The 16,579-nt window shown below is 63.3% G+C and carries 14 protein-coding genes; 6 read left to right on the top strand and 8 right to left on the bottom strand.

Features of this window, described 5'->3' with window-relative positions:
- Positions 1–46: 46 nt before the first annotated feature.
- Positions 47–895, bottom strand: a complete 849-nt coding sequence (locus JSO19_RS11740) for a 3-hydroxyacyl-CoA dehydrogenase (protein ID WP_270911854.1) — start codon at positions 893–895, stop codon at positions 47–49.
- A 251-nt stretch (positions 896–1,146) separates the two neighbouring features.
- Entirely contained in the window at positions 1,147–2,043 is an 897-nt protein-coding gene (gene ftsY, locus JSO19_RS11735; RefSeq protein WP_270911853.1) for a signal recognition particle-docking protein FtsY, read from the bottom strand.
- Between the two features lie 86 nt (positions 2,044–2,129).
- On the opposite strand from ftsY, the gene JSO19_RS11730 reads away from it, so the two are divergent.
- Entirely contained in the window at positions 2,130–2,666 is a 537-nt protein-coding gene (locus JSO19_RS11730; protein ID WP_270911852.1) for a TetR/AcrR family transcriptional regulator, read from the top strand.
- On the opposite strand, the gene smc is transcribed toward JSO19_RS11730, so the two are convergent.
- Positions 2,661–6,185, bottom strand: a complete 3,525-nt coding sequence (gene smc / locus JSO19_RS11725; RefSeq protein WP_270911851.1) for a chromosome segregation protein SMC — start codon at positions 6,183–6,185, stop codon at positions 2,661–2,663. The genes JSO19_RS11730 and smc overlap by 6 nt on opposite strands.
- 142 nt (positions 6,186–6,327) lie before the next feature.
- On the opposite strand from smc, the gene JSO19_RS11720 reads away from it, so the two are divergent.
- Genes JSO19_RS11720 through JSO19_RS11710 form a run of 3 tightly spaced genes read left to right on the top strand, consistent with a single transcriptional unit; the run spans position 6,328 to position 8,565 of the window.
- Positions 6,328–7,272, top strand: a complete 945-nt coding sequence (locus JSO19_RS11720) for a DUF4031 domain-containing protein (RefSeq protein ID WP_270911850.1) — start codon at positions 6,328–6,330, stop codon at positions 7,270–7,272.
- A gap of 46 nt (positions 7,273–7,318) precedes the next feature.
- Entirely contained in the window at positions 7,319–7,564 is a 246-nt protein-coding gene (locus tag JSO19_RS11715) for a hypothetical protein (RefSeq protein WP_270911849.1), read from the top strand.
- Positions 7,561–8,565, top strand: coding sequence for an SRPBCC family protein (locus JSO19_RS11710; protein ID WP_270911848.1), 1,005 nt, complete (start codon positions 7,561–7,563; stop codon positions 8,563–8,565). The genes JSO19_RS11715 and JSO19_RS11710 overlap by 4 nt, the downstream gene beginning before the upstream one ends.
- Before the next feature lie 2 nt (positions 8,566–8,567).
- On the opposite strand, the gene JSO19_RS11705 is transcribed toward JSO19_RS11710, so the two are convergent.
- Complete coding sequence (locus JSO19_RS11705; protein ID WP_270911847.1) at positions 8,568–9,110, bottom strand: hypothetical protein; 543 nt, start codon at positions 9,108–9,110, stop codon at positions 8,568–8,570.
- A gap of 220 nt (positions 9,111–9,330) precedes the next feature.
- Between JSO19_RS11705 and JSO19_RS11700 the strand changes: the two genes are divergently transcribed.
- Positions 9,331–11,325 (top strand): putative Ig domain-containing protein, encoded by a 1,995-nt coding sequence (locus JSO19_RS11700; RefSeq protein ID WP_270911846.1) that lies wholly within the window; start codon positions 9,331–9,333, stop codon positions 11,323–11,325.
- A gap of 75 nt (positions 11,326–11,400) precedes the next feature.
- Here JSO19_RS11700 and JSO19_RS11695 read toward each other — a convergent pair whose 3' ends face one another.
- A complete protein-coding gene (locus JSO19_RS11695; protein ID WP_270911845.1) occupies positions 11,401–12,996 on the bottom strand; it encodes an isocitrate lyase in 1,596 nt (531 codons plus the stop codon).
- 222 nt (positions 12,997–13,218) lie between these two features.
- Between JSO19_RS11695 and JSO19_RS11690 the strand changes: the two genes are divergently transcribed.
- Complete coding sequence (locus tag JSO19_RS11690) at positions 13,219–13,935, top strand: DNA methyltransferase (RefSeq protein WP_270911844.1); 717 nt, start codon at positions 13,219–13,221, stop codon at positions 13,933–13,935.
- 9 nt (positions 13,936–13,944) lie between these two features.
- On the opposite strand, the gene JSO19_RS11685 is transcribed toward JSO19_RS11690, so the two are convergent.
- The 3 genes from JSO19_RS11685 to JSO19_RS11675 form a co-directional block, all read right to left on the bottom strand.
- Positions 13,945–14,760, bottom strand: a complete 816-nt coding sequence (locus JSO19_RS11685; RefSeq protein ID WP_270911843.1) for a sulfurtransferase — start codon at positions 14,758–14,760, stop codon at positions 13,945–13,947.
- A 56-nt stretch (positions 14,761–14,816) separates the two neighbouring features.
- Positions 14,817–15,137, bottom strand: a complete 321-nt coding sequence (locus tag JSO19_RS11680; protein ID WP_270911842.1) for a hypothetical protein — start codon at positions 15,135–15,137, stop codon at positions 14,817–14,819.
- A gap of 67 nt (positions 15,138–15,204) precedes the next feature.
- Complete coding sequence (locus tag JSO19_RS11675; RefSeq protein ID WP_270911841.1) at positions 15,205–16,551, bottom strand: MFS transporter; 1,347 nt, start codon at positions 16,549–16,551, stop codon at positions 15,205–15,207.
- Positions 16,552–16,579 lie beyond the last annotated feature (28 nt).

The following is a 16,579-nucleotide window of genomic DNA, read 5'->3' as shown; positions in this document are numbered from 1 at the left end:
CCCCGGCGAGCAGTGTGCGCCGGGGCTGTTTCGGTACGGTGAGTGACTACTCGTAGGTGTAGAACCCGCGACCGGCACCCTTACCGAGGTAGCCCTTGTCGATGTAGTCGCGCTTGATCATCTCAGCGAACTCGCGCATGACGGGGTTGTCACTGTCTTTGTTCAGCATGTACGGCGTCATCATGCCGACGATGTCGTAGATCTCGAAGGGGCCGAGGGGCGACTTCGTGGCGATCTTCCACGTGCTGTCGATGTCTTCAGGAGTTGCGACGCCGCGCACGAGCAGCTGGCCGGCGGCGCTCAGGAACGGCACGAGGAGCGAGTTGAGCACGTAGCCCGGCTGTTCCTTATGAATGCGGATCGGCACCATGCCGATCTCTTCAGCGAATACCGCGACGGCCTCGAACGCCTTGGGATCGGTATCGGCGTGGCCCATGACCTCGCCAGTGTTGTTGATCCAGACCTCGTTGGCGAAGTGCAGCGCGAGGAACTGTGCGGGGCGACCGGTGAACTTTGCGATGTCGCTCGGCAAGAGGGTCGAAGAGTTGGTGCAGAAGATGGTCTTTTCGGGAGCGAGCTCGCCGACCTTCTCCCAGGTCTGCTGCTTGATGTCGAGGCGCTCAGGAACGGCCTCGATCACGATGTCTGCGTCTTTGAGCGCGTCGCCCAAGTCTGATGAGGCGCGAATGCGTGCGACGGCAGCGTCGAGCTTTTCGGGGGTGGCATCGGGAAGATCGCGCAGGTAGAGCGGCTTCAGGTATTCCCAACGCTCGGGCAGCTTCGCGAGAATCTCGTCAGAGATGTCGTAGGCCACGACGTCTTTGCCTGAATAGGCCGCCTGAAAGATAATCTGCGAGCCAAGCACGCCGGTACCAAGCACTGTGAGGTGTTGCATAGTAGGGGTCCCCTTTCGAAGGTGTGCACCCTTGAATTCCGGGCGCCTTTCGCGGGACTCCGTTGTGACGGGTCTTTCCCGCTTCACCTCTTAGGTTTACTCTCTTTCGGCCGGAAAGTCACGCGGGTTCGCCAAAAGCTAAGCTTATTAGCCAAAGCCCCCAGTTCGACCCCGACTGACTCCCAAAGCATGGGAGGTTTCGGCAAAGCCCGCTCCAGCAGGAGCCTCTCAAGCCGCAGTCGGGCGTGTCGCTAGCCGACGAGCTGCGCCGCGAAGACGTGCGGAGTGAAGCCGGTCAGGTCACCCATGCCCTCACCCTGGCCCACGAGTTTGATGGGCAGGCCCGTCTCCTGCTGCACCGCCAGTACGAAACCGCCGCGGGCGCTGCCGTCGAGCTTCGTCAGCACCAGACCGGTCACACCGGCGACCTCGAGAAAGGCCTCGGCCTGAGCGAGACCGTTTTGTCCGGTGGTCGCGTCGAGCACGAGCAGCACCTCGGCGATGTCTGCCTGCTTCTCGATGACCCGGCGGATCTTGCCGAGCTCATCCATGAGCCCCGACTTCGTCTGCAGACGTCCTGCCGTGTCGATGATCGCGACATCGTAGTTACCCTCGATGGCCCGCTGCACCGTTTGGAACGCGACCGATGCGGGGTCTTGCCCCTGCTGCTCAGGCTTCACGATGTCGGCGCCGGAGCGCTCGGCCCAAGTGCCCAGTTGCTCGACCGCCGCGGCACGGAAGGTGTCGGCAGCCCCCAAGATCACACGCTTATCGAAGGAGCGCAGGTAGTTCGCGACCTTACCGATGGTCGTCGTCTTGCCCACCCCGTTAACCCCAACCACGAGAATAACCGCGGGGCGATTCTTGAGCGAGAGCGTCGGGTCAAACTTCGCGAGCCGCTCTTCGATCGCGTCACGCATCACACTGCGGAGCTCGCGTGCGTCGTCGATGTGCAGACGCTTGGCATCAGCACGCAGGTCGTCGATGATGCCCTCGGCGATTTCAGGGCCAAAGTCGGCGGTAATGAGCGCCGTCTCAATGTCGTCCCAGGTCTCGTCGGTAATGGGCTGCGGAACATCTTTGGGTGCCCCACCACCGAACAGGTTCCGAAAGGCACTGCCGAACGACCACGACTTCTCTTGACTCATGCACTCATTGTAGCGAAGAAGGCACTCGCTTCAGGCTCCCCATTGCGGTCAGGACATCCAGCCAGTGCGCGGCGTACAGTAGGGGCATGACCACTCGACGCGAAGCGCTGCTTAATCTCGCAGAACCGCTCCTTGAAGAGCTCGGGCCAGACGCCTTCGGGCTCGGGGTGCTCGCGAGGGCAGCAAACATCAAGACCCCCAGCCTGTACAAACACTTTTCGAGCGCTGCCGACCTCGAGCACGCGCTCATCTCACGCGGGTTCACGTGCCTCGCCGAGGCCTTTACCGAAGCAGCACTCGAGGGCGAGACGCCCCTCGCGAGGTTTGCCAGGCTCTACCGACACTGGGCGCACGAACGCCCCGCGCTCTACCAGCTCATGATGTCGCGCCCGCTCGACCACGATCTTCTCGAAGACGGGGTTGAAGAGCAGGCGATGTCGGCGATTCTTGCCTACTTCGGAGAAAGCACGTCAGAGCACCCGAAAGCGCGCGTCGCTTGGGCGGCAGCGCACGGCCTCGTGGCCTTAGAACTCGCCGGCAGGTTTACGCCAGGCGCCAACCTCGACGAGACGTGGATCGCCCTCACCGAGATGCTCGAGAACACCTCGAACCGTGGCTCATAGCCCCGCTTTGGCCCCGGTTTCTTCTTTACCGACCCGCTGACCAATCACGGCCGAAACCCCGTCCTGGCGCATCGAGACACCATAGAGCGCATCGGCAATTTCCATCGTGCGCTTCTGGTGCGTGATGACGATGAGCTGAGAGTGCTCACGCAACGTCTCAAAGGCCTGCAGCAGACGCCCGAGGTTCGCGTCGTCGAGTGCCGCCTCGACCTCGTCCATGATGTAGAAGGGGCTGGGTCGCGCGTGAAAAATCGCGATGAGCCAGGCCACCGCCGCGAGCGACCGCTCGCCGCCCGAGAGCAGCGAGAGCCTCTCGATGTTCTTGCCCGCGGGACGAACGGCGACGTCGATGCCGGTCTCGAGCATATTGTCGGGATCGGTGAGAGAGATGTCGCCCGATCCGCCGGGAAAGAGAATCGGGAAAATCTCGCCGAACGCCTTCTTCGTATCCTCAAAGGCCTCGACAAAAATGCCCTCCATTTTCGAGTCGAGCTCTTCAATGATCGACACGAGGTCGGCGCGCGTTTTTTGCAGGTCAGTGAGTTGCTCACTCAAGAAGCTGTGCCGCTGCTCGAGCGCCGCAAACTCCTCAAGCGCGAGGGGGTTAATGCGCCCAAGCTCGGCGAGTGCCCGATCGGCCTTGCGCAACCTGGCCTCTTGCTCGGCAACGTCGAAGGCGATGGTCTGCGGCTCGGCATCGTCTGTGGTCGCGACGGGAATCGGCACGTTGGGGCCATACTCGGCAATGAGCACCTCTTCGACGAGGCCCAGCTCTTGCCCGGCCCGCTCAAGCAGGCTCGAGAGATGCAGCTTGCGCTCGTAAAGCCTCAGCTCAGAAGAGTGCGCGCTTTCGGTGAGCTTCTGCAGCCTCGCACGCAGCCCCGCCTCTTCAGAGCGAAGCAGGGTGAGCTCCTGGCTCTGCTTCGCACGCAGCGCCTCGGCCTCTTGCTGCTTGACGCGCGCCTCGGCGAGTGAGCGGTCGCACGCGGCGGTGATCGCTGGCAGTAGCGCCGAGACGCGCTCGGCCTCGGCGACCTGTCTCGCGCGAAGCACGGCCCTCCTCGCGGCCTCCTCGGCCGCCCGCTGTTCGCGCTCGTGCTGGGCGACGAGCGCGTCCCGGCTCGCGGCCTGCGCGCGGGCCCGCTCTCTCGCGGTCTCAAGCGTGAGCCTCAGCTCGACCTCTTCGTCGCGCTTCTTCTCGACGAACGCCGCGGCCTCATCTCGCGAGCTCGCGTCGAGAATCGGCCTGGGCTTCGTGCTCGCCTTTTCGTAGAGCCGTTCTGCTTCTGCCACCCGAGCCTCAGCCTCGCGGATCGCGGTCGTCGTCGCCTCGCGCCCCTCGGCAACGCGAGCGAGCTCTGACGCGGCCGCCTCGTGCTTCGCAACGAGCTGACGCTCTTTGGCCCTGGCCTCGGCGAGGGTTGCGTCGGCGGTTCGCAGGGTCTGGAAGAGCGTGTCGACCCGTTCCTGAGAGGTCTTGGCCCGCTGCAGGCGCTCTTCGAGGGTGGCCCGTGCCTTCTCGAGCGTGGCCTCGTGCGCTTCGAGCTGCTCGGTCGCCCGGTCGCGCTCGGCTATGAGTTCGAGGCGCGAGGGCGATTCGCCGGCTCCGCCAGACATGGTGTGCGGTGTCAGCACGTCACCTTCGGGGGTGACCAGGGTGTACGATCCGCCGCCAAGGGCTTCTCGGAGCTTGGCCTCGCTGGTGATGGCCGCTGCGAGATCGCTCGCGATATAACTCGCGCCGAGTACCCCGAGCACGCCGTCTGGTGCGGTGACGACATCGGCCACGCGCACGAGCCCGTCGATCTCAGGCCCCGGCCGGGCCGCGGCGCTCGCGATGACGACGCCGAGTCTGCCGAGTGCCCCGTCGCGCGCCTGCTCGATGATGCGTTGGGCCGCCCCAGAGTCGGCGACCAGGACCGCGTCGCTAAAGACCCCGAGCGCGGCATTCACCGCGGCCTCGTGCCCGGCTTCTACCTGCACGTGATCTGAGACGCGACCGAGGCTCGATGCTTCGAGCGCCCCGCTCGCGTCACGCACCTCGGTTGCGCTCAGCAGTGCCGAGATTTTCGCGCTCAGGGCGGAATGCTCACGCTGGAGTTCGTGCACAGCATCGCGCGCCTGATCGCGCGCCTGCTCAAAGCTCGCGTGCCGCTCGCGCTCGGCGGCATAGGAGCGTTCGAGCTCTTCAGTTTCGGGCAGCGCTTCGGCCTCGCTCGCCTCGGTAAACTCGGCGAGGGCAGCCTGCGCGGCGGTGAGTCGCTCTTCGGCCTGCGCGTGCGCTTCACTTCTACGCCCCGCCTCGCGCATGAGCGTCTCGAGCGACTGTTTGGCCGTCTCAACGCGACCACGCAACCCCGCAAGTTCAAGGTCGTGCTGCGACACGAGCGCACTCTGCTGAGCAATGTGCTCGTCGATGGCGTCAAGCTCTTGCGCCGCGATGCGTGTGGCCTGCTGTGCCTCTACTGATGCTGCCTCGGCATCGGGAATGAGCGCCGCCAAGCGTTCTGCCTCGGCATCGGCCTCTTCGATCGCGTGCTGCGAGACACCCTGCAGTTGCTCGCCGGTTTCAGCCTGGGTAGCAAGAAAGGTGAGGCGCTGCTGCACCTGGCTGTAGAGCCCCTGGAGCCGGTGCTGCACGCGCTCAAGGTCGAGCGTCACGCGCCTCGCAGTGTCGACGTCATCGCCGTGCTGCTCTTGTTCGATGCGCTTCACCCGGAGCGTCTTCTGCTCGAGCTGCTCCTGCAAAACAATGCGCTCTGAATGCCTCGCGGCGTCATCCTTGGTCAGCTCACTGAGTTCTTCGCGCAGGTGAAAAACCTCGTTGGCGAGCAAACGCGACTTCGCGTCGCGTGCCTCGGCAGCGATGTGCTGGGCCTGGCGGGCAACCTCTGCCTGACGGCCGAGGGGCTTCAACTGACGGCGAATCTCGCCAGCGAGATCGTTGAGCCTCGTCAGGTTCGTCTCCATCGCCTCAAGCTTGCGCAGGGTGCGCTCCTTGCGACGGCGGTGCTTCAAGATGCCGGCTGCCTCTTCGATAAAGCCGCGGCGGTCTTCGGGTGTGGCCCGCAGCACGGCGTCGAGCTGTCCCTGCCCCACGATGACGTGCATTTCGCGCCCCAGCCCAGAGTCGCTCAGGAGCTCCTGCACGTCGAGCAGGCGGCATCCCTCTCCGTTAATCGCATACTCACTCGCGCCATTGCGAAAGAGAATGCGACTAATCGTCACCTCGGTGTACTCGATGGGCAGCGCCCCGTCGCTATTGTCGATCGTGAGCTTCACCTCAGCGCGGCCGAGCGGCCCGCGAGTCGAGGTGCCCGCAAAGATCACGTCTTCCATCTTGCCGCCGCGCAGCGTCTTCGCACCCTGCTCACCCATGACCCAGGCGAGAGCGTCAACGACGTTTGATTTACCACTGCCGTTCGGGCCAACGATCGCGGTCACGCCAGGCTCAAACTCGAAGGTCGTGGGCTGCGCAAACGACTTGAAGCCCTTCAGGGTGAGCGACTTAAGGTACACGCACCCTCCTTCTTCCTCGGCATGCCGCTTGCGGTCGTAGCGGCCTCTGTGCGGTTGGTCTGGGTACAGCGTATCGCGCGCCGACCCCTTTACGGCCGATTTCGGCACTGGCGTGGCCCTGACTGAGAGTAGTGTTGGCCCCATGGCCATACTCATCGACGCACCGCTCTGGCCCGCCCACGGGATGCTGTGGAGCCACCTGGTCTCTGACTCGAGCTACGCCGAGCTGCACGAGTTTGCTCGCGCTTCGGGGCTCGCGAGACGCAGCTTCGACCTCGACCATTACGACGTTCCCGAGACGCGCTACGCGTCGCTCATCGCCGCGGGCGCCATTGCCGTCGACCCTCGCGAACTCGTGCACCGGCTGCGCGGCTCGGGCCTTCGCGTGAAGTCACGAGACCGCGAAGCGCTGCGGCCTGCCCGAAGACTCGCTTACCTCACCGAGGAGTGGCGGGCGCTGCCTACGCTCCTCACCGCCGCGGGCTCGGCGCCGCAGATCGAGGGCTGGGTCTCGCTCGGCGACGAACTCATCGACCGTTGGGCCGAGCCGCACCGCGCCTACCACACGCTCACGCACCTCGAAGACGTACTGCTCGCGCTCGACCAGCTCTCAATTCGTGGCGAAGCGATCGCGGTCGAAACGCTGCTCGCGGCCTGGTTTCACGATGCCGTATACACGGGCCACGGAAACCGTGATGAACGGGACTCGGCGGGCCTCGCGGTCGCTCGGCTCGACTCGGCTGGCCTCGATCCGCGGCTTTCGAAGCTCGTCGGCGAGCTCGTGATCGAGACGATACCGGGCGGCGCAGGCGCTGCCGGGAACGAGGGCGCCCGGCACCTGCTCGATGCCGACCTCGCGATTTTCGCGGCTCCCGAGTCGCGATACACCGAGTATCGCGAGGCCGTGCGTCGCGAGTACGCGCACGTACCCGACGACCAGTTTCGGCAGGGGCGCTCGCGCATTCTTGACGCTTACCTTGAACGTGAGCGCATCTACGCGACCGCTCCGGCGCACGAGTTGTGGGAGGGACGCGCCAGGGCGAACCTCGCGGCCGAGGTGAAAGCGTTCAAGGCCAACCAACTCTGAGCAACCAGGGTTGACAAAACCCAATCAAGCAACGTAGGTTGACACCATGCACGCAACTCACATTGCCGAAGCCGCGGCAGACACAACGCACCCACGAGATGGACTCAGGGCCGTCGCTGCCCTGCGTAGCCTCACCGACCGCCTCGAACTCGCGCAGGTCGAGGCAGCCCTGCGCGAAGGCATGGGCTGGCCCGACATTGCCGAGGCGCTCGGCGTGACCCGTCAAGCGGCGCACAAGAAGTACGCGAAGAAGGTCGACCAGAGCATTCCGATGCCGCGGAGAAACGCATGAGCCGTCTCACCCGCATGCTTGCCGCATCGCAGGCCCTCTCGATCACGGCTATGGAAGAAGCTTCGCGGGTCGGGCTTCGCACCGCGACGATAGAGCACCTGCTGCTCGCACTGACGGTCGACGAAGGTATCGCTGGCCAGGCACTCCGCGCAAACGGCGTCACCATCGAGGCTGCGCGTGACGCCATCGCACAAGAGCAGGCAGCTCAGCTCGCCTCGATCGGCGTTGAGTCGAGCTATGCCCCCGGGCCCATCGTTTTTCACTCAACGGGCGGGTACGAGTGGAGCGACCAAGCGTTGGCAGTACTGCAAGGCGCCGACGCCAAGCACCCCGCGGGCTACCCGGGCGCCGTGCTCGCAAAGCTCTGCGCAGAGCAGAACCATTCGGCGAGCGCGATCATACGGCGCTGCGATGCTTCACCCGAGGCGGTACTCGCAACCCTCGAACACGCGGCGAGTAACCTCAGCCCCGCAACCGGCACCACGATCGAGGCCCGCAAACTGCGAGGCCGAACAACCGCTTTCATCCCCGCTCCACCGAGCGAGGTCTGGGCGCTGCTCGAAGCACCCGAGAACCTGCCGCTGTGGCAGGAGCTCGTCGCGACCGTCACGCCCGTCATAAGGAATGACGCCCAACAACCCCAGCAGTGGATCACCACGCAACTCACCACCCTGCCAAACGGCAAGCCGTTGCGCCAAAAAGCCGGCTTCGAGAAGCAATTCGTGACTCTGGTGCTGCATGAGCCTGAGCACACGCTCGCCTGGCGCTTCGAATTTCCCGACAAGCCACAGACCAACGCCCGGCTCATCAGCTTCTCGCTCGAACCCGCCGCTTCGGGAACACAGCTCGCAATCAGTCACGCGTGGGAGCGACCCGCCGGGCGCAAACCCGCACCGCTCGTGGGCTTCATCATGAGCCCGCTCTATCGCTTTGCCCTATGGATGCAACTGGGCGTTCTCTCGCGAGCGGTGAGCAGAGCGTTTCGGTCAGCTGAGCACTGACCTCACCTGCGCGAGACCACCCCGAAGAGCAGCCGCTCAAACGATTCAGAAAGCGGGGTCTGGGTTTCAGGAAGCCCCTCAGTTTCTCCCGCGATGGCTCCGAGAAACGTGTGCAGCGATTCGGCGACCGTGGTCGTTGCCTCAAAATCGGGCGCCTCGCCGTGCACGACCGACCCGTCTGCGGCGAGCGCCAGATACTCGTAGCCACCTCGAACCGAGAGCAAGATCGGAAGGTAATCGCGCCAGAACTCGGTGACGGCCTCCCGTTCAGTTTCGGTCACAGCCTCCCTGATGCTCAGCCGCTCGAAGGCGTCCCAGCTAAAGGTGTCGTCGGTTTCTGGCCCGTAGTCGTCTCGGGCCAAAAACCAGACCGTCTCATCAGGCGACGCGAGGTACGAGAAAGACGACACCCAGGTGATGAGTTCGTCTGGGGCGGGTTCGAGCACCTCTGGCAGTGGTGTCTCTGAGACACTCACCGGCTCGCACTGCCAACCCCGCTCGCGCAGGTGCGCGATAGCGGCCTCAGCCAACTCCCTCGTGTACATGCCTCCAGTCTCACGGGTTTTGGGTGATTTGCATAGCCCCACGTAAACCCGAGTACCGAGGCATAGGCCCGTTGTGAGAGGCTCACGGTTCGCGATACAGTGACGGTTGGGGTAATCGGGAGACTTGGTTCGCGTGAATACCCGCGAGCCTTGTCCCCCATCAGCCATGTCGCACCAGGGGGTTTCTACAGTGAAGGTTCTGTCAACACACCGAGCAAAGGTGGCTAGGGCAACGAGCGTGGGGGCAGCGATCATGCTCAGCGCAGGCCTCGGTCTTTCGCTCACAGGGGTAGCAGCACACGCGGCACCCAAGGCCGCGAACACCGCACAACCAGAGGTCGAGCTACCACACGATCCCCCGCCAACCGAGGGTGAGCCGATGGGTGACCCGCAGCAGGACGAAGATCGAGGATTGAGCGACCGCCTGGATCGCGAGATTCCACTCCTCGTTGACCCTTCGTCACCAGATTCACCCGAGATGAGCCCCGGTGATGCGCGACCGAACCGTCTCACCCTGACGCAGGACGGGAATGTCGTCTATGCGACCGACCGGGTCAACAACAAGATCTACGTCGTTGATCTCACGAAGAACCGTCACGTGCTCACCATCGACGGAGTATCGGGAGAGACCCTCGGCCGGCTCACCGTCAGTGAAACCGGCAACAGAGCACTGGTTCGCCCCGCGAATGGGGTGTGGTGGGTCATCGACACAACGACACACGAGATCGTGTCAGAACTCACAGCGCTCCCCCGCAACCTCGGCGAAGAGGTGATATCGGCTGACGGCCGCTCCGCCTACGCGCTCGGCCCCGGAACAAAGCTTTACCAATTCGACCTCGAAACTGGCGAAACGCTCACCGAAAAGACGCTCCCGGGCAATGCGATCGAAACGATCCGTCTGGCCCCTGGCGGAGAACGCTTGATCCTGGCCCGGGAAGGTTCAGATATGTCGGTGCAGTTCGTTGATGCACGCACATTTGACCCCATTGGTCCAGCCATCACCGCCCCAGACGTGTGGTTCTTCTATGACCTGGGTTTTGCTGGCGACGATGCCAGCCAGCTCTACATCGTTGATTACTTCCAGTACATTTTTCGACTGAACGTAGACGAGAACGCAGAGCTCAGCGACGCAGAACGCATGAAGAAGGTTTCTGTCGGCAGCGCCATGACTGGCTTTGCTGGGAGCCCCATCGATAACCGCGCATGGGGCACATCCCTGAACTACAGCCTTGTCCAACTCGCAGACTACGAGACTGGCACGCGGCCCGAGGGCTTTCGAGCCGTTCCCGGCGGCCCCGGCAACGTGGCACAGCGCCCGAATGGCGAGCTCGTTGTCTCAAACGGCCTTGACGGTAAGCGTGAGTCGTTGCCTGTTATCACCGTGCTACAAACACCGAGCATGACCGATCCTGTATCGACGCCGGTACAGCTCCTCGGCGACGAAGTCGCTTTTCGCGTCGAAACAACAGGCATCAAAGAAGACAAAGCCGGCGGCGTTCAATGGCAAAGCTCGACCGACGGCGTCACCTGGTCAGACATTGACGGAGCAACGAGCCCCCTGCTCACATTCGAGGTCAGCGCGGCAACGGCTCACCTGCAATACCGGGCCACGTACCATGACGACTTCTGGAACCAGAGTGGCACGAGCAAGACCGTCACCATCTCCTCACCCGCTCCGAGTTTCACGACGACATCGACAACGGTTCGAGGCGTCGCGGGCGAAGAACTCGAGCCGGTGGCTCTCACCGCCAAAGCGCAGAGTGACCAGCGGTGGAGCGCTACACCGCTTCCCGAGGGCATTACGCTGAACCACGAGACGGGGGTGCTTTCAGGAACCCCAGAACAGTCTGGCTCACTGACCGCCACGGTAACCGTCGATGACGCCTTTGGCACCGCAACCACAGAGGTGCGCTTTGCCATCGACGAGCCGGGCGGTTCAGGGGGAACCCCGGTCGACCCAGACCCTAACCCGGGCACAGGCCCTGAAACTCCCGACCCCACCAAGCCCGGGCAAGGAACCAATGGCGGCAACAGCGGAGGGGACGAGACGCCCCAGCCGCCTCACGCAGGAGACGGGAAACAGCCAAACGCTGATGGCAAGACGCATCAGGCTCTCCCGAACACCGGCTCGATGTTGCCCGCTGTGGCGTTCTCCGCAGCAGCACTACTCATGCTCGCTGGAGTTGTGACGGCGCTCCGGGCTCGGAGGCCTTAACCAACGCATAGTCATGAAAGAGGGCCTGGCTTCGTGAAAAGCCAGGCCCTCTTTTTGTGCGTCAGTCAGCGGTGTTTAGCCGAACTGGTTCATCGTGTTGTCTTTGCCGCCGGCCTTCAGCGCCGCGTCGCCAGCGAAGTATTCCTTGTGGCGGTCACCGATGTCGCTACCGGCCATGTTCTGGTGCTTCACCGTCGCGATGCCCTGACGAATCTCTTCACGCTGCACGTCGCGAACGTAGGTGAGCATGCCCTCGTCACCGAAGTAGCCCTTCGCGAGGTTGTCGGTCGAGAGCGCCGCCGTGTGGTAGGTCGGCAGGGTGATGAGGTGGTGGAAGATCCCCGCGCGAGCCGAGCCGTCCTGCTGGAAGGTGCGAATCTTCTCGTCGGCGAGACGAGCGAGATCGGTCTCGTCATACTCGACACTCATGAGACGGTCGCGATCGTACGCCGAAACGTCCTGACCGTCTTCGAGCATGGCATCGTACGCCTGCTGACGGAAGTTCAGCGTCCAGTTAAACGACGGGCTGTTGTTGTAGACGAGCTTTGCGTTCGGCACGGCTTCGCGAATGCGGTCAACCATGCCAGCGATCTGCTCAACGTGTGGTTTCTCAGTTTCGATCCACAGCAGGTCGGCGCCGTGCTTAAGCGAGGTGATGCAGTCGAGCACGACGCGGTCTTCGCCCGTTCCGGGACGGAACTGGTAGAGGTTCGAAGCGAGACGCTTCGGGCGCAGCAGCTTACCGTCACGCTTGATCACGACGTCGCCGTTGCCGAGCTGAGACTCTGAGATCTCTTCGACATCGAGGTACGAGTTGTACTGGTCACCGAGGTCACCGGGTTCGTTTGATACGGCGAGCTTCTGTGTGAGCCCCGCGCCAAGCGAGTCGGTGCGGGCCACGATGATGCCGTTTTCGATGCCGAGCTCAAGGAACGCGTAGCGTACGGCGTTGAGCTTCGCGATGAAGTCTTCGTGAGGAACCGTGACCTTGCCGTCCTGGTGGCCACACTGCTTCTCGTCTGAAACCTGGTTTTCGATCTGGATCGCGCAGGCCCCCGCCTCGATCATCTTCTTCGCGAGCAGGTACGTCGCCTCAGGGTTACCGAAGCCCGCGTCAATGTCGGCGATGATCGGCACAACGTGCGTTTCAAAGTTGTCGATTTGCGACTGCACAAACTCTGCGGTCGTCTCGTCGCCAGCGAGGCGAGCCGAGTCGAGCTGTTCGAAGAGCAGATCGAGCTCGCGGGCGTCAGCCTGGCGCAGGAAGGTGTACAGCTCTTCAATGAGCGAGGGGACCGCGTTCTTCTCGTGCATCGACTGGTCGGGCAACGGACCGAACTCTGAGCGCATTGCGGCGACCATCCACCCCGAGAGGTACAGGTAGCGCTTGTTCGTCGTCTTCAGGTGCTTCTTCACCGAGATGAGCTTCTGCTGACCGATGAAACCGTGCCACACGCCGAGCGACTGCGTGTACACCGATGAGTCGGCATCGTACTCAGCCATGTCGCGGCGCATGATATCGGCCGTGTACTGGGCGATCTCAAGACCGGTCTTGAAACGGTTCTGCGCACGCATTCGAGCAACGTACTCGGGGTTAATCTCTGCCCAAGCAGAACCCTGCTCAGATTTCAGAGCCTCTACGGCTTCGATGTCGTTCTGGAATGCAGTCATGGTGACTCCTTTGTAGTGATGACCTGATCACGACCTCGGTGATCTAACGGGGTACTTCTCACTCTGCACCCCACAAACAGCACCGAGAGCACAATTTGGGGGTGAAGAAACGCCGAATTTCTGCGATCTAGAAAAATCTCGGGGTTCTGGAGCAATTCGTCCGCCGCGCCGAGGTCCTGAGATCAAGGAGCGCTGCCTCGACTCTTCGATACACTTCTGGGCATGACCCCACCGGTGATGACCTCAACCATCGCACCCAGTCACACGAACACCTTCGATGCACAGCTCTCAGTAACCCACGAGCAGTTCATCGCGCACCGCCCCGCGCACGCCGACGAAGACGTGCACATGCACCAAGTGGTCACCGATCATGCACTCAAGGCGTTCTCAGAACCCGGAGATCTCGTGTTCGATCCCTTCGCCGGGTTCGGCACGACACTCACCAGGTCGCTCGAGCTCGGCCGATCGGCGCTCGGCATCGAGCTGTTGCCTGAGCGCGTCGAAGCGCTCGCGAACCTCGCCCCAGAAGCGCGGGTTATCGAGGGCGATGCACGCGAGCTCCTGCGCCTCGTTCCCCGAGATCTCGTCGGTAGGCGGATCGCCCTCGTGCTCACATCACCGCCCTACATGGCGGCGCATGGTGCCGAGCCCGATCCGCTCACCGCGTACGAAGCCGATGGCGGCGATTACCAGCGATACCTCGCAGAACTCGAACTCGTGGCCGCTCAGTGCGCACGCGTCGTCGCGCCCGGCGGCCACGTCGTGTGGAACGTCGCCGACCTCAAGCGCGGCGACAACCTCACCCCACTCATTGACGACTGCGCAGCGATTCTCTCGAGACACCTGAGTCCTGTTGCCATGACCGAGATCGTATGGGATCACTACCCTCACGACCTCGTTCGTGACGCGCTACTCATCTTTCGCCGGGAACATCGATAGCGGTTCCAGTCACTCGGCGATCCACCCCGACCACGACGGCGGGTACACGACAGCGCGTACCCCGGCCGACTCGAGCGCGAGAGCCGCGCCCGCGGCGGTCACGCCGCTGCCGCAGTACAAGGCGACCTCGCCCTCAAGGTCAACCCCAAGGCGTTCAAGCTCGGCGCGAACCAGCCCTGGCTCGGCCATGCCACCATCACGCGTCAGGTGTGACATGGGAAGGTTCACCGCGCCCTCGATGTGGCCCGCGACGGGGTCGACCGGCTCTGATTCACCCGAGAAACGCTCTGGAGCCCGCACGTCAACGAGCATGCCGCTCGCAGCGTAGCCTGGCACCGCATCACGATTGATCGCCGGGGCCACCTCAGGAGTCGGCACAAGGGTGACCGTGCCGCTGGTCGGGCGCACCTCGCCTTCTTCAAGCCGGCCGCCCGCAGTAATCCAGGCCTGCAGACCGCCATCGAGCACACGAACCGTGCGCACGCCGTTCCTGCGCAAAAGCCACCAGGCACGTGCTGCGGCTGGCCCCGAAACGTCGTCGTACACGACGAGCTCGTCGCCATCGTTAACACCCCACGAGCGAGCAGACGCTTGCAACACCGCGGTCGTTGGAAGGGGATGGCGGCCTTCTGTCGGCTCATCAGCAAAGTTCGAGAGTTCGGTGTCAAGCGACACGTATACAGCGCCCGGCAAGTGACCCGAGCGGTAGGCCTCGCTCCCATCTGGCTGCTGCAACGACCAGCGCACATCGAGCAACACGGGCGGCTTCGGCCCACGCAACGCCTCGCTCAGCTCGTCGACAGATATCAGGGGTGAAGGTGCCACGGTGCTCTCCTGTTGTTCGGGTACCCCCTCATGCTACGCGCTGAACCATGAGCCGGTCATTGATTTTTCGGGGCATCCAGGCGCTCAAGAACGCGAAAGTTATGAGCCCATACGGTGCTCCACACCGGCAGGAACACGAAAAGAACCAGGTGAAAGAGCCACCACCACACGGTGTCTGCCTTCGTGACGAGGGCGGCGCCAGCCGTGTAGGTCACGATTGACAGCGCGCACAGCGCCAAGAGCCAACGCGGCACAAGCGGTGAGCGATGCCGGTACGAAATAAGTCGGCCCCGCTGCAACGTGAGAAAACGCAGCCCTGCGAAGACAAACGACACGGCTCCAACGCCGAAGAGTGCCCAACCAACCCACGCTTGCATACCTTTCACGGTATTCCAGTCGCGACAGGGTGTCTAGCCCTGTGGGTACCGCGAAGTGGCTCAGCCGCTATTTCGGCAACCGCGCTCCGACGAAAACCCCAACGAGTCCGAGCAACGCCAAGAAGAGCAGCGCCCACACCGTGTGCACTGCGGCGAGCGCCGAACTCACCCCGCCGACAGCGAGCAAGATGACGCCCATCGCAGAGTTCGATACGGCGACATAGGCGGTGCGCTTGTCACCCTCTGCCATGTCGACCACGTAGGTTTTCCTGGCAACACGCACCCCGGTGTGCATGAGCGTGATCATGAAGTACACCGCGATGAAGAGCAGATTGCCGAAGAAACCGTCGGCGTGAAATCCCGGCAGCGAGACAATAAGCACCGTCACGATGATGATGCCAGAGGCGATTCCCGCCCCGACGCTCATGAGACGGCCGCTCGACCGATCGGCGAGCTTGCCGAATACCCTGCCGCCAAGCAGCGCTGCAACGCCAGAGGCGATGATAAAGCCGCCGAGGCCGGCAAGGCTGGCCGATCCGCTCTGAATCGACAACGAAACCACAAATGGCGGGCTGAGCGCCGAGACAAGCAAGAGCCCACGAACGGTCACGAAGTGACGAAAGAGTTTGTCGTTTGAGAGCAGCGTGAGCATCTGGCGAAACCAGTGGTGCGCGTATTCGCTCTCGGGTTTCGCTTCACGCCGCTCGCCAGGCTCGCCCGCGGGCTCGCGAATGCCGGCGTAGACGAGCGCGACCCCAAACCAGAGCAGGCTACCGGCGGCGAGCAGCCATGCGATTTGGCCCGCAGCAAGCTCTTCGCCGCCAATGATGCGGATCGCGAGGCCGAGCGTGATGGCAACGAGCCCGGCCGCGGTCGTTGCGAGACCGTTGATCTGGCCGCGTTCTCCCTTGGGAATGGTGCGCCCGAGCACGTCTTTTGAGGCGATCGATGCGAGGCACCTGCCAAACGAGAAGACGGCGAGCGCGACGATGATCGTCAGGCCCGCCGCGAGGCCAGAGCCGAGCGCTGCCGTGCCCGCCATGACGGCGACCGAGAGCGCCTGAATCAGGGCGCCCACGACGAGAATCCATTTGCGGTATCGCACTCTCACGACGAGCGGGGTGAGGGCCGCCTGCGGCAGCATCGACCCAGACTCCCGAATGGGCACCAGCAGACCAGTGAGCGCCGGCGGCACACCGAGGGCCGAAAAGAGCCATGGCAGGACAGTCGACGCATTGACGGTTTGGTCACCCGATGACTGGAGTGCGTTTGCGAGCACTTGTCTCAGCCCGTTGGGGGCAATGTGTTGTTGCACCTCGGGAGGGAGCTGCTGCTCTGCCTCGGGGTTTCGCTTCACAAGGGCCGAATAGAGCCTGTCGGCGCGATGCCCCTCACCGCTGTGTTCGTTTGTCACTCACGCTCCCGGGTTGTTCGTACCAGAA

Origin of the sequence: Leucobacter sp. UCMA 4100, assembly GCF_027853335.1 — a bacterium.
In the GTDB taxonomy this organism is placed as follows: domain Bacteria; phylum Actinomycetota; class Actinomycetes; order Actinomycetales; family Microbacteriaceae; genus Leucobacter_A.
This window is presented reverse-complemented; position numbering and strand designations above follow the sequence as displayed.

Bases quoted from the DNA above. Each gene is read 5' to 3' on its own strand.
- JSO19_RS11680 (WP_270911842.1), bottom strand. From the start codon at position 15,137: ATGCAAGCGTGGGTTGGTTGGGCACTCTTCGGCGTTGGAGCCGTGTCG.
- JSO19_RS11705 (WP_270911847.1), bottom strand. From the start codon at position 9,110: ATGTACACGAGGGAGTTGGCTGAGGCCGCTATCGCGCACCTGCGCGAG.
- JSO19_RS11720 (WP_270911850.1), top strand. From the start codon at position 6,328: ATGGCCATACTCATCGACGCACCGCTCTGGCCCGCCCACGGGATGCTG.
- JSO19_RS11715 (WP_270911849.1), top strand. From the start codon at position 7,319: ATGCACGCAACTCACATTGCCGAAGCCGCGGCAGACACAACGCACCCA.
- JSO19_RS11690 (WP_270911844.1), top strand. From the start codon at position 13,219: ATGACCCCACCGGTGATGACCTCAACCATCGCACCCAGTCACACGAAC.
- JSO19_RS11695 (WP_270911845.1), bottom strand. From the start codon at position 12,996: ATGACTGCATTCCAGAACGACATCGAAGCCGTAGAGGCTCTGAAATCT.
- JSO19_RS11740 (WP_270911854.1), bottom strand. From the start codon at position 895: ATGCAACACCTCACAGTGCTTGGTACCGGCGTGCTTGGCTCGCAGATT.
- JSO19_RS11730 (WP_270911852.1), top strand. From the start codon at position 2,130: ATGACCACTCGACGCGAAGCGCTGCTTAATCTCGCAGAACCGCTCCTT.
- JSO19_RS11710 (WP_270911848.1), top strand. From the start codon at position 7,561: ATGAGCCGTCTCACCCGCATGCTTGCCGCATCGCAGGCCCTCTCGATC.
- ftsY (WP_270911853.1), bottom strand. From the start codon at position 2,043: ATGAGTCAAGAGAAGTCGTGGTCGTTCGGCAGTGCCTTTCGGAACCTG.